The sequence below is a fragment of the Streptomyces sp. NBC_00887 genome (assembly GCF_045207585.1).
Genome location: NZ_CP108788.1, coordinates 8066389 through 8078856, shown reverse-complemented (window position 1 = coordinate 8078856; position 12468 = coordinate 8066389). Strand labels below are relative to the sequence as shown.

Genomic DNA, 12468 nt, shown 5'->3' with positions numbered 1-12468 from the left:
GTGGGGTGACCGGCCGGTGAACAGCTCTCAGATTTCGCCGCGGAGTTTCGCGAGGGCTTCGGCGAGGATCGCTTCGCCGTCCGCGTCGCTGCGCCGCTCGCGCACGTACGCCAGGTGCGTCTTGTACGGCTCGGTGCGCGGTGGTGCCGGCGGATTGTCCCGGTCCTGGCCGGCCGGGAAGCCGCACCGCGGGCAGTCCCAGGTCTCCGGTACCTGCGCGTCATGGGCGAAGCTCGGCTGCGTCTCGTGCTCGTTCGAGCACCAGAAGGAGATGCGGAGGCGCGGCGCGGACTCGCCGCGCTCGGCCTCCCCCATCGGCCCCGCTCCGACCCGGCTTCCCCGGATCGCGTTGCCACTTGCCACGGTCGTAACTCCCTGCGTGATGGTGCTCGAAGATGCCCCAGTCTACGTAAGGCCCAACGCGCGTCCAGTGGAAGGAGTTACACCCTCACCGGGAATCGCGAACGACGGGTCAGCTGTCCAGCTTGATGAGCAGACCAAGGACGACAATGCACGCGAACCAGGCCAGACCAACCACAACGGTGATGCGGTCGAGGTTACGCTCGGCGACCGACGAGCCGCCCACGGACGACTGCATTCCGCCACCGAACATGTCGGAGAGGCCGCCGCCCTTTCCCTTGTGCATCAGCACCAGCAGCATCAGCAGCAGGCTGAAGACGATCAGGGCGATCTCGAACGCCAAAATCACGGCTGGTCCCTACTTTCCGGAATCTTTAGGACTGCATGTACGAACAGCGGGGGCCTGAGGGGGATACCCCTCTCGGCCCCCGCAAGGGTACGACGGATCGGCGCTACCGCATACTCACTGGTCGCGGAAGCGGACGATCTTGACGAACTCGTCGGCGTCCAGGGCGGCGCCGCCGATGAGCGCACCGTCCACATCGGGCTGCGCCATGATGGCCGCGACGTTGCCGGACTTCACCGAGCCGCCGTACTGGATACGGACGGCGTCGGCCAGTTCCTGCGAGTACAGCTCGGCGAGCCGGCGGCGGATCGCACCGCAGACCTCCTGGGCGTCCTCGGGGGTGGCGACCTCGCCGGTCCCGATGGCCCAGACCGGCTCGTACGCGATCACGATGGACTCGGCCTGCTCGGCCGGGACGTCCTTCAGGGCGCCGTCGAGCTGCGCGAGGGTGTAGGAGACCTGCTCACCGGCCTTGCGGATGTCCAGGCCCTCACCGACGCAGAGGATCGGCGTCAGACCGTGCTTGTAGGCGGCCTTCACCTTGGCGTTGCAGATCTCGTCGTTCTCGCTGTGGTACTGGCGGCGCTCGCTGTGGCCGACGGCCACGTACGTGCACTTCAGCTTGGCGAGCATCGGGCCGGAGATCTCACCGGTGTACGCGCCGGAGTCGTGCGCGGAGATGTCCTGGGCGCCGTACTTGATCTTCAGCTTGTCGCCGTCGATCAGGGTCTGCACGGAGCGCAGGTCGGTGAAGGGCGGCAGGACGGCGACCTCTACGGCGTCGTAGTCCTTGTCGGCCAGCGCGAAGGCGAGCTTCTGGGTGTGGGCGATGGCCTCGAGGTGGTTGAGGTTCATCTTCCAGTTGCCCGCCATCAGCGGGGTGCGGGTGCTCATTAAGGGTCAGTCCTCCAGTGCGGCGAGGCCGGGAAGCGTCTTGCCCTCGAGGTATTCGAGGCTGGCGCCGCCACCGGTCGAGATGTGGCCGAATGCGTTCTCGTCGAAGCCCAGGATGCGGACGGCGGCTGCGGAGTCCCCGCCGCCGACGACGCTGAAGGCCGGGGAGTCGACGAGGGCCTGGGCGACCGCCTTGGTGCCCTCGGCGTAGTCGGGGTGCTCGAAGACGCCCATCGGGCCGTTCCAGAAGACGGTGGCCGCGTCGGCGAGCTTCGAGGCGTAGAGCTTGTTGGTCTCCGGGCCGTTGTCCAGACCCATCACGCCGGCCGGAATGGCGTCGGCGGCGACGGTGGTGGGATGGCCCGGGGTCTTGGCCTTGAGGTCCGGGAACTGCGCCGAGACGACGACGTCGACGGGGAGCACGAACTCCACGCCCTTCTCCTCGGCACGCTTGAGGTAGCCGAGCACCGCCGGGATCTGGTCCTCCTGGAGGAGGGAGCTGCCGACCTCGTGGCCCTGGGCCTTGAGGAAGGTGTAGGCCATGCCGCCTCCGATGAGGATGCGGTCCGCCTTCTCCAGCAGGTGGTCGATCACGCCGAGCTTGTCGGAGACCTTGGAACCGCCGAGGACCACGACGTAGGGGCGCGTGACGTCCTCGGTGAGCTTCTTGAGAACGCCGACCTCGGTGGCGATCAGGCCGCCGGCCGCGTGCGGCAGCCGGGCCGGAAGGTCGAAGACCGAGGCGTGCTTGCGGTGGACGGCACCGAAGCCGTCGCCCACGTACACGTCGGCGAGCTCGGCGAGCTGATCGGCGAAGGCGCCGCGCTCGGCGTCGTCCTTCGACGTCTCGCCGGCGTTGAAGCGGAGGTTCTCGATGACGGCGACCCGGCCGTCGGTGAGGGCGCCGACCGTGGCGCGGGCGGACTCGCCGACGGTGTCGGTCGCGAAGGCGACCTCGGCACCGAGCAGCTCACCGAGGCGCGCGGCCGCGGGAGCCAGCGAGAACGCCGGGTCCGGGGCGCCCTTGGGGCGGCCGAGGTGCGAGGCGACGACGACCCGCGCGCCGGCTTCGGCGAGCCTGGCGACCGTCGGCTGGACGGCGCGGATGCGGCCGTCGTCGGTGATCGTGGTGCCGTCGAGCGGCACGTTGAGGTCGGCGCGGACGAATACCCGCTTTCCGGCGACCCCTTCGGCGAGAAGTTCGTCGATCGTCTTCATCTTGTTTGCGGTACTCCTTGGAAGGACGGATGAGCACGCAAGGGGCTCGGACGGCGCCACGTTGCGCCGCCCGAGCCCCTTGCTCACATCGAGATGCCTGCCGATCCGAGGATCAGAGCTGCTCGCCGACGAAGACCGTCAGGTCGACGAGGCGGTTGGAGTAACCCCACTCGTTGTCGTACCAGCCGAGGATCTTCACCGACGTACCCTCCTGGACCATGGTCAGGGAGGAGTCGAAGGTGCAGGACGACGGGTCGCCGACGATGTCGGAGGACACGATCGGGTCCTCGGTGTAGGTCAGGAAACCCTTGAGGTCGCCGTCGTCGGAGGCCTTCTTGAACGCGGCGTTGACCTCGTCCTTGGTGACCTCGCGCTGCAGCGTCACGACGAGGTCGGTAGCGGAACCGGTCGGGACCGGGACGCGCATCGCGATGCCGTCGAGCTTGCCCTTGAGCTGCGGCAGGACCAGAGCGGTCGCCTTGGCGGCACCGGTCGTGGTCGGAATGATGTTCTCGGCCGCGGCGCGGGCGCGACGCAGGTCCGAGTGCGGGAAGTCCAGGATCCGCTGGTCGTTGGTGTACGCGTGGACCGTCGTCATCAGGCCCTTGACGATGCCGAAGTTCTCGTCGAGAACCTTGGCCATCGGCGCCACACAGTTGGTGGTGCAGGAGGCGTTGGAGATGACGTGGTGGTTGGCCGCGTCGTACTTGTCCTGGTTGACGCCCATCACGATGGTGATGTCCTCGTCCTTGGCCGGAGCCGAGATGAGGACCTTCTTGGCGCCACCCGCGATGTGCTTCGCCGCGTCGGCCTTCTTGGTGAAGATGCCGGTCGACTCGATCACGATGTCGACGCCCAGCTGACCCCAGGGGATGTCGGCCGGGTTGCGCTCGGAGAGCACCTTGATGGTGTGACCGTCGACGGTGATGGTGTCGGCGGTGTGGCTCACCTCTGCCTTGAGACGACCCAGAATGGTGTCGTACTTCAGCAGGTGGGCCGTGGTCGCAGTGTCACCCAGGTCGTTGACAGCCACGATCTCGATGTCCGCACCCTGCTCCAGCAGCGCGCGGAAGTAGTTACGACCGATGCGGCCAAAGCCGTTGATGCCTACGCGGATCGTCACGAACCGATCTCCTCGTTAGGTACGCCGGTTTTCGACGCCGGCGAGTTGTATGGGATGTCCCCGACCGCCTCCGACCCTACCTCTCCGAGGGCCCGGTAGTGACATCGAGTAGGGACGGAACGGACGGCGAGGTCCGTACTCCCGAGTAGGAATACGGACCTCCGTCACTGCGCCGATCGCACGGGCGGGGCGCCGGCCCCGCCCGTGCGATCGTTACGGAGCGTCAACGCCCCAGGCTTCTCAGCGCCTTTCCGATCAACTGCTTCCGCTCGACGGCACCGGCCACGTGTTCGAGGCCGAAGCCGAGCAGCACGGTGTCACGGGTCGTGACGGCGGCCTGCGAATGGAACAGCGGTCCGGAACGGGTCCAGTCGGCCGTGTTCTGCGGGCTGCCGGCCGGCGCCCCGGGAGTGCTCCAGGGGCCGAGGGCGGTCTCGAAGCCCTCGGTGTCCCGGGACGTCCCGCCGACGACGAGCTCGGTGTCGTCCACGAAGACCCCGATGCCGCCCGAGCCCGGGTCGGTGACGTAGGAGACCGAGAGCTCGACCTGCTTGCCCGCGTACGCGCCGAGGTCCACGGAGACCTGCTGCCAGCCGTTGGAGCTGCCCGTGAACCGGTGCCAGCCGCCGGTGGTCCCGGTACCGGTGCAGGCGTCTCCGCCCACGGTCAGGTAGTGGGTGAGGAAGGGGTGGAGCTGGGCGTAGTAGCCCTCCTCGCAGTCCGTGGGCAGGCCGGTGTCGGTGCCGCCGTTGGCGTCGGGCAGGGTCGTCCAGTCGTCCTGGCCCACGGTGCGGGCCTCGACGACGACGTTGTCGTACCCCTCCTCGGTGTCGTAGCTGAGCTGGAACCGCAGGCCGGGGTCGTCCGCCGCGGTGGTGCCCGTCAGGTCGACGGTGCGCGAGAGCCTCTTGTAGGAGGCGTCCTGGTGGGTGGCGGCGGCGAACCAGGAGCCCTCGTACGGCTCGAAGGGTGTGCGGACCCCCGGGTAGTCACCCGCCGCGGCGCTGCGGAACTGGGGGAACTCCTCCGGGTCCAGCGTGTCGGAGGTGACCGTGTACGCGCCCGCCGCCTCCAGGGCGTTGTCCGGGACGTCGCCGAGCGTTCCCGTCGCCCCGGACAGCCGTCCGGAGCCTGCGAAGGAGGGCGGGGACTTGAGCCCGACCCTGTTGTACGCACCGAGGTAGTACTGGGAGAAGTCGTCGGTGCCCCCGGCGCCGGTGACGTTCCCGCCCGCCTGCTCGCCGGCGTTGATCAGCTTCCCGCCCTCGTTGACGTAGGAACGGACCGCGAGCATGGTCGCGGCAGCCGGGCGCTGCGCTCCGGTGTACCAGAGGACGGTGCGGAAGTGGCCGAGCACCCCGAGGGCGTGCGGGGCGCCGTTCGCGGCGACGTCCCAGACGGCCGCTCCGTGCCCGTTGGCCGCGAGCGCCCCGGTGTACGCGGCGGTGTGCCGGGCGGGGGCGCCCTCATCGGCGATCACCAGGGTGTCGCCGCGCGGCCGGTCGGCGACGGTGTAGGTGAAGGGGGTGCTGGAGGTGCGCTTGCCGGCCGTCGTGCGGCCGGTGAACCAGACCGTGACGGTGTCGCCCTCGTCGGCGTCCTCGACCTCGGCGCGGTACTGGTCGAAGTGGAGGTTGTCCTCGCCGCCGTAGGTCTCGCCGCCCTCCCAGGCCTTGAGCCGCTCGGTGTGCGTACGGCCGCCGTCGATGCGGTAGTTGAGGCGCTTGTCGCGGACGGACTTGCGGACGGTGACCGCCACTTCCTGGTCGCCGCCGCGGGCGTAGGAGGTGGTGAAGGCGTCAGGGGTGAAGTCGGGCGCGTCGATGCCGACCGGGGAGACCGGCCGGTCGGGGTGAGCGGCGGACTCGGCGACCGCGAGCGCGAACGGGACGTTCTTGGCGAACTCCTGCTGGATCAGCTTCTCGTCGTCCGGGAAGCGGAAGATCGAGCCGCAGTCGGCCGGTTCCCACGCGTCGTCGGGGTCGACCCGGGAGGCGGTTGCGCACGTCGACATCTCCGGCGTGAACATCATCATCCTGTTGACGTTGGCCGCGTGTCCGTCGGCCTCGCCGTTGGTGACGTACAGCTCGGAGGAGACCTGTGGGCGGTATCCCGGGACGGCGGACTTCTCGGGCGTTCCGGCGAGCGCCTTGTAGACGATGTCGTCGGGTGTGTCCGTGGCGACCTGCCAGCCCACCCCGTACAGCAACAGCTGTGCGGCGGAGTGGTAGTTGATCCCGTACTGGAAGCCGATGCGCTTCTGGAAGGCGTCCAGCGCCCTGGTCTCCGGCTCGGAGGAGGGCGCGGTGCCGCGGAAGGTCTCGTCGCCCGGGTCCGGCGACGAACCCTCGTTGTCGTAGCCCCACTTGTAGCGGAAGTTGCGGTTGAGGTCGACGCCGTCGCCGGGGGTGACGGTGCCGTCGCCGTTGTTGTCGCGGAGGTTCTTGCGCCAGTCCCGTTCGCCGGTGAAGGTGAAGTCGTAGCCGTCGGGGTTGGCGGAGAGCACGAACCACAGTTCGGTGGTGTCGACGATCCTCGTGATCCTCGGGTCCTTGCCGTACCCGTCGAGGTAGTGGTGCATCAGCCGGCGGGTCATCTCCGGGGTGATCCACTCCCGGGCGTGCTGGTTGGACATGTACAGCGTGGCGGGCCTGGAGCCGTCCTTGGCCTTCTTGGCGCCCTTGGTGACCTTCAGGGCGAGGATGTCCTGGCCGCGGACGGTTCGGCCGATGCTGACGACCTTGGTGAGGCCGGGGTTGGCCTGTGCGGTCGCGAGGATCTCCTTCTGCAGGCCGTTCTCGCCGCTGTACGGGCGGAAGACGCCGTCGCCGGCTGCCGCGACCCGCTTCGAGGCCTTGGCGGAGAGGGTGTGCTCGGTGATCTCGACGCCCTTGCCGCGCAGCTCCCCGGCCTGCCCGTCGGTGAGGTAGAGCTCCACGGTGGCCGAGCCCCGTTCGGGCACCTGCTCGCTCAGCTCGTGGCTGTCCGTGCCCGCGTCGGCCAGCAGCGGCAGCTGGGCCGCGGAGACCTCCGCGTGCCAGACGCCCAGGCCGTCCGCGCCGCCGCCCCTCCCCTGGTCCGCCTGGGCAACGGGTACCGCCAGTCCGGCCATCAGTAATGAAGCCGCGGCGAGGATCGCTCGCGCTCTGCGTCTCATGAGCCCCCCATGCAGTTGTCTGTCACTTCCGTCCGCCCGGTCGGCGGACAGAGGACAGGTTCGTGATGGTCCATGGCCATGTCAATAGGGCCTCGTTGCGGCACAAAGAGCGTGTACCGGGCAAGCATGAGGGCTGGCCCGAGGGCTGTCCCGGCCATGCCGTCGCCGACACCCTCGGGAGGTGCGCCGGCGACGGGAGGTGCGCGACCGCTCAGCCGACGAGACCGTCGGCCAGCTCCTCGCTGAGGGTGGATTCCGTGCCCGGGATACCGAGGTCCTGGGCCCGCTTGTCGGCCATGGCCAGCAGCCGCCGGATCCGGCCCGCGACCGCGTCCTTGGTCAGCGGCGGGTCGGCGAGGGCACCCAGCTCCTCCAGGGAGGCCTGCTTGTGCTCCATGCGCAGCCGTCCGGCCGCCGCGAGGTGCTCCGGGACCTCCTCGCCCAGGATCTCCAGCGCGCGCCCCACACGGGCCCCTGCGGCCACCGCGGCCCGGGCGGACCGCCGGAGGTTGGCGTCGTCGAAGTTGGCGAGCCGGTTGGCGGTGGCGCGGACCTCGCGCCGCATCCGGCGCTCCTCCCAGGCCAGCACGGACTCATGGGCGCCGAGACGGGTCAGCAGCGCTCCGATGGCGTCGCCGTCCCGGACGACGACGCGGTCCACCCCACGCACCTCGCGGGCCTTGGCCGCGATCGAGAGCCTGCGGGCGGCTCCGACCAGGGCGAGGGCGGCCTCCGGGCCGGGGCAGGTCACCTCCAGCGAGGAGGAGCGGCCGGGCTCGGTGAGCGAACCGTGGGCCAGGAAGGCCCCGCGCCAGGCGGCCTCGGCATCACAGGTGGCCCCCGAGACCACCTGCGGGGGCAGTCCGCGGATCGGCCGGCCGCGGCCGTCCACCAGCCCGGTCTGGCGCGCGAGCTGATCGCCGCCCGCCACCACGCGTACGACATAGCGGGAGCCCCGGCGCAGTCCGCCGGGAGCCATCACGATCAGCTCCGAGCTGTGCCCGAAGATCTCCAGGATGTCCCGCTTCAGCCGGCGCGCCGCCATCGCCGTGTCGAGTTCGGCCTCGATCACAATCCGGCCGCTCACCAGGTGCAGCCCGCCCGCGAATCGAAGAATCGCCGAAACCTCTGCTTTTCTGCAGCAGGTCCGGGTCACGGGAAGCCGAGAGATTTCGTCCTTCACCGCTGGCGTCATCGCCATGGGCCGATCCTTCCATGCATCCGAAAAATACGGTCGTACGCGGCAGCCAACAGCTCCGGATCGTGAATCGGAACACCGTCGGGCGAAGCCACCGGGGCCAGCTCGACCGCGGCTCCGAGCCGCTTGGCGGCGTCGGCGAGGGACTCACGGTCGGGCACGGCAGCCTCGTCGGCCAGCACCACGTCCAAGGCGAGTTTAGGGGCGTGTCGTCCCAAAACCTCCAAATGACGCTGCGGTGAGAAGCCTTCTGTTTCACCGGGTTGCGGTGCGAGGTTCAGCGAGAGGACCTTTCGGGCCTTCGTGGAGACCAGCGCGTCGAGCAGTTCGGGCACCAGCAGGTGCGGAATCACGGAGGAGAACCAGGACCCCGGGCCGAGGACCACCCAGTCGGCGTCGAGGACGGCCGCGACGGCCTCCGGGACCGCCGGCGGGTCGGCGGGCACCACATGGACGGACTGCACCTCACCGGGGGTGAGCGCCACGGTGGCCTGCCCCCGCACGGTGACTATGTCCTCTGGGCGCTCCGGGTCGTGACCCCGTACGAGCGCCTGGAGCTCCAGGGGTACGGCGGACATGGGCAGCACCCTGCCGTGGGCGCCGAGCAGCTTGCCGACCAGGTCGAGCGCCTGCACGTGGTCGCCCAGCTGTTCCCAGAGGGCGACGATCAGCAGGTTGCCCACCGCGTGCTCGTGCAGATCGCCCTTGGACTCGAAGCGGTGCTGGATGACCTGGGCCCAGGTCTGGCCCCATTCGTCGTCCCCGCACAGCGCGGCCAGCGCCTTGCGCAGGTCGCCGGGCGGCAGGACGCCCAGCTCCTCGCGGAGCCTGCCGCTGGATCCCCCGTCGTCGGCGACGGTGACGACGGCCGTGAGATCGCCGGTGATCCGGCGCAGCGCCGTGAGCGACGCCGACAGGCCCATGCCGCCGCCGAGGGCGACGACCTTGGGCTGCGCGCCCCGCTTGCGGCCGGAGAGCGCGGAGGTGGCTCTGCTCAGCCTGCGCAGGCGCATGTTGCGACTGGTCACTCGCGCCCCATGTCCCGGTGTACCAGCACGGTCTCGATCCCCTCGGTGGCCAGCCGGGCGGCCAGCTTCTCCGACATCGCGACGGAACGGTGCTTGCCGCCCGTACAGCCGACCGCGATGGTCACATAGCGCTTGCCCTCGCGGCGGTAGCCCGCGGCGATCAGCTGGAGCAGCTCCGTGTACTGGTTGAGGAACTCCTTGGCGCCGGGCTGGTCGAAGACGTAGTCGGACACCTCCTCGTTGAGCCCGGTGAAGGGACGCAGCTCGGGGACCCAGTGCGGGTTCGGCAGGAAGCGGCAGTCGACCACGAGGTCGGCGTCGACGGGCAGGCCGTACTTGAAGCCGAACGACATCACCGTGGCCCGCAGCTCCGGTTCCTCGTCGCCGGCGAACTGCGCGTCCATCTTGGCCCGCAGCTCGTGCACGTTGAGGCTGGAGGTGTCGATCACCAGGTCGGCGTCGCCCCGCAACTCGCGCAGCAGATCGCGCTCGGCGGCGATGCCGTCGACGATCCGGCCGTCGCCCTGGAGGGGGTGCGGACGGCGGACCGACTCGAACCGGCGTACGAGTGCGTCGTCGGAGGACTCCAGGAAGACGATCCGCCGGGTGACGTGCTTGGCCTCCAGGTCCGCGAGGGACTGCCGGAGGTTGTCGAAGAAGCGGCGGCCCCGTACGTCGACGACGACCGCGATACGGGCGACGTTGCCCTGGGACCGGGCGCCGAGCTCCACCATCGTGGGGATCAGCTCGGGCGGGAGGTTGTCGACGACGAACCAGCCGAGGTCCTCCAGACACTTGGCGGCGGTACTGCGCCCGGCGCCCGACATACCCGAGATGATCACCAGCTCGGGGATGGCCGGCACTGCGGCCTCGGCCTTCTCCTTGGTGCTTCCCGTACTCACGTCTGCTGCTCCGTCTGCTCGGTCGTCCTGGCGTTCATGCGCGTGCTCGGTCATGACGTGCTGCCCCCGTCGTCCTCTTCAATGATCTCTCCTGTGGCCGTGTTCACGGCGGGCGCGGCCGGGGCGGCCGTGGCGAGGGCCGCGGCCACTGATTCCGCCGTCCTGCGGCCTATCCCCGGAACCTCGCAGATCTCGTCGATTGTCGCCTGCCGCAGCTTCCTCACGGAGCCGAAATGCTTGATCAGCGCCTGCTTGCGGGTCGCGCCGAGACCGGCGACGTCGTCCAGCGGGCTGCTGCGGATGCGCTTGGCCCGCTTGGCGCGCTGATAGGTGATCGCGAAGCGGTGGGCCTCGTCGCGGATGCGCTGGAGGAGGTAGAGGCCCTCGCTGGACCGCGGCAGGACCACCGGGTCGTCGTCATCGGGCAGCCAGACCTCTTCGAGGCGCTTGGCGAGGCCGCAGACGGCGATGTCGTCGATTCCCAGCTCGTCCAGGGCGCGCTTGGCCGCGGCGACCTGGGGCTGCCCGCCGTCGACGACGACGAGCTGCGGCGGGTAGGCGAACCGCTTGGGACGGCCGTCGTCCTCACGGGGCTCCTCACGGGGCTCTCCGCCGGGCTCGGCGGGGGCGTCGGCCAGGGCGGTGGGTGTGCCCCCGGCGGCGCCCGCGGGTGCGGGCTCCACGGACGGGGCGGACGCGGGCGACCCGGGTGCGGGCTCCACGGGCGCGGCGGACGCGGGTGCCGGTACGGGGCCGGTGGCGGCCGGAGTCTCCTCCCACTCCCCCGTCCGTTCCTTCTCCTGGAGGTAGCGCTTGAAGCGGCGGCCGATGACCTCGTGCATCGACCGGACATCGTCCTGGCCCTCGAAGCCCTTGATCTGGAAGCGGCGGTACTCGCTCTTGCGCGCGAGTCCGTCCTCGAAGACCACCATGGAGGCGACCACGTCGTCACCCTGCAGATGCGAGATGTCGAAGCACTCGACCCGCAGCGGTGCCGTGTCCAGGCCGAGCGCCTCGGCGATCTCCTCCAGGGCACGGGAGCGGGTCGTGAGGTCGGAGGCGCGTTTGGTCTTGTGCAGCCCCAGAGCCTGCTGGGCGTTGCGCTGGACCGTGACCATCAGGTCCTTCTTGTCCCCCCGCTGCGGGATGCGCAGGCTGACCAGGGAGCCGCGGCGGTCCGCGAGCCACTGGGAGACGGCTTCCGGGTCCTCGGGGAGCGCCGGGACGAGGACCTCCTTGGGGACGGAGTCGCCCGTCTCCTCCCCGTACAGCTGCTGGAGCGCGTGCTCGACCAGGCCCGCCGTGTCGACGGCCTCGACCTTGTCGGTGACCCAGCCGCGCTGGCCGCGCACCCTGCCGCCGCGGACGTGGAAGATCTGGACGGCGGCCTCGAGCTCGTCCTCGGCCACCGCGATCAGGTCGGCGTCGGTGGCGTCGGCGAGGACGACGGCGCTCTTCTCCATGGCCCGCCTGAGCGCCTCGGCGTCGTCGCGCAGCCGGGCCGCCCGCTCGTACTCCATCTCCTCGGCCGCCTGCATCATGTCCTTCTCCAGGCGGCGGATGTACGTGCCCGTCCGTCCGGCCATGAAGTCGCAGAAGTCCTCGGCCAGTTCGCGGTGTTCGTCGGGGCTGACCCGGCCGACGCACGGTGCCGAGCACTTGCCGATGTAGCCGAGGAGGCAGGGGCGGCCGGTCCTGGCGGCGTTCTTGAACACACCTGCGGAGCAGGTGCGCACGGGGAAGACCCGGAGCATGAGGTCGACCGTCTCGCGGATCGCCCAGGCGTGACCGTACGGACCGAAGTAGCGCACGCCCTTCTTCTTGGCTCCGCGCATGACCTGCACGCGCGGGAACTCCTCGTTGAGCGTGACCGCGAGGTAGGGATAGCTCTTGTCGTCGCGGTACTTGACGTTGAACCGGGGGTCGAACTCCTTGATCCAGGAGTACTCCAGCTGGAGCGCCTCGACCTCGGTGGAGACGACGGTCCACTCGACGGAGGCGGCAGTCGTGACCATCGTGCGCGTGCGCGGGTGGAGGCCGGCCAGGTCCTGGAAGTAGTTCGCCAGGCGCTGGCGCAGGTTCTTGGCCTTCCCGACGTAGATCACCCGGCGGTGCTCGTCGCGGAATTTGTAGACCCCCGGGGAGTCGGGGATCTGTCCCGGCTTGGGGCGGTAGCTGGAGGGGTCTGCCATGTCTCACACCCTACTTGCGGGTGGTGACAGCGCGGCATTCTCGCAGGGGA

Annotated in this window: 10 protein-coding genes; all 10 read right to left on the bottom strand. The window is 69.8% G+C overall.

Annotated elements, in window-relative coordinates:
- Positions 1-27: 27 nt before the first annotated feature.
- On the bottom strand, positions 28-363 hold the full coding sequence (locus OG844_RS36775) for an RNA polymerase-binding protein RbpA (protein WP_079099553.1): 336 nt from the start codon (positions 361-363) through the stop codon (positions 28-30).
- 109 nt (positions 364-472) lie between these two features.
- Positions 473-709, bottom strand: a complete 237-nt coding sequence (gene secG / locus OG844_RS36770) for a preprotein translocase subunit SecG (RefSeq protein WP_069172160.1) — start codon at positions 707-709, stop codon at positions 473-475.
- A 114-nt stretch (positions 710-823) separates the two neighbouring features.
- Positions 824-1600, bottom strand: coding sequence for a triose-phosphate isomerase (gene tpiA / locus OG844_RS36765; protein ID WP_406389317.1), 777 nt, complete (start codon positions 1598-1600; stop codon positions 824-826).
- A 6-nt stretch (positions 1601-1606) separates the two neighbouring features.
- Positions 1607-2818 carry a phosphoglycerate kinase gene (locus tag OG844_RS36760; RefSeq protein ID WP_406389318.1) on the bottom strand — a complete coding sequence of 404 codons (1212 nt, stop codon included), beginning with the start codon at positions 2816-2818 and terminating at the stop codon, positions 1607-1609.
- A gap of 112 nt (positions 2819-2930) precedes the next feature.
- On the bottom strand, positions 2931-3941 hold the full coding sequence (gene gap / locus OG844_RS36755) for a type I glyceraldehyde-3-phosphate dehydrogenase (RefSeq protein ID WP_351176312.1): 1011 nt from the start codon (positions 3939-3941) through the stop codon (positions 2931-2933).
- A 223-nt stretch (positions 3942-4164) separates the two neighbouring features.
- Complete coding sequence (locus OG844_RS36750) at positions 4165-7098, bottom strand: M14 family zinc carboxypeptidase (protein WP_406389319.1); 2934 nt, start codon at positions 7096-7098, stop codon at positions 4165-4167.
- Between the two features lie 211 nt (positions 7099-7309).
- The gene (whiA, locus tag OG844_RS36745) at positions 7310-8299 is read right to left on the bottom strand and encodes a DNA-binding protein WhiA (RefSeq protein WP_030919772.1); all 990 of its coding nucleotides are present in this window, start codon (positions 8297-8299) and stop codon (positions 7310-7312) included.
- A complete protein-coding gene (yvcK, locus tag OG844_RS36740; protein ID WP_406389320.1) occupies positions 8290-9324 on the bottom strand; it encodes a uridine diphosphate-N-acetylglucosamine-binding protein YvcK in 1035 nt (344 codons plus the stop codon). The genes whiA and yvcK overlap by 10 nt, the downstream gene beginning before the upstream one ends.
- The gene (rapZ, locus tag OG844_RS36735; RefSeq protein ID WP_406389321.1) at positions 9321-10280 is read right to left on the bottom strand and encodes an RNase adapter RapZ; all 960 of its coding nucleotides are present in this window, start codon (positions 10278-10280) and stop codon (positions 9321-9323) included. The genes yvcK and rapZ overlap by 4 nt, the downstream gene beginning before the upstream one ends.
- On the bottom strand, positions 10277-12418 hold the full coding sequence (gene uvrC, locus OG844_RS36730; protein ID WP_406389322.1) for an excinuclease ABC subunit UvrC: 2142 nt from the start codon (positions 12416-12418) through the stop codon (positions 10277-10279). Before uvrC ends, rapZ begins: the two co-directional genes overlap by 4 nt.
- Between the last annotated feature and the right edge of the window lie 50 nt (positions 12419-12468).

Excerpts from the sequence above, each read along its gene's own strand:
- tpiA (WP_406389317.1), bottom strand. The coding sequence starts at position 1,600 with ATGAGCACCCGCACCCCGCTGATGGCGGGCAACTGGAAGATGAACCTC.
- OG844_RS36760 (WP_406389318.1), bottom strand. The coding sequence starts at position 2,818 with ATGAAGACGATCGACGAACTTCTCGCCGAAGGGGTCGCCGGAAAGCGG.
- OG844_RS36750 (WP_406389319.1), bottom strand. The coding sequence starts at position 7,098 with ATGAGACGCAGAGCGCGAGCGATCCTCGCCGCGGCTTCATTACTGATG.
- whiA (WP_030919772.1), bottom strand. The coding sequence starts at position 8,299 with ATGGCGATGACGCCAGCGGTGAAGGACGAAATCTCTCGGCTTCCCGTG.
- rapZ (WP_406389321.1), bottom strand. The coding sequence starts at position 10,280 with ATGACCGAGCACGCGCATGAACGCCAGGACGACCGAGCAGACGGAGCA.
- uvrC (WP_406389322.1), bottom strand. The coding sequence starts at position 12,418 with ATGGCAGACCCCTCCAGCTACCGCCCCAAGCCGGGACAGATCCCCGAC.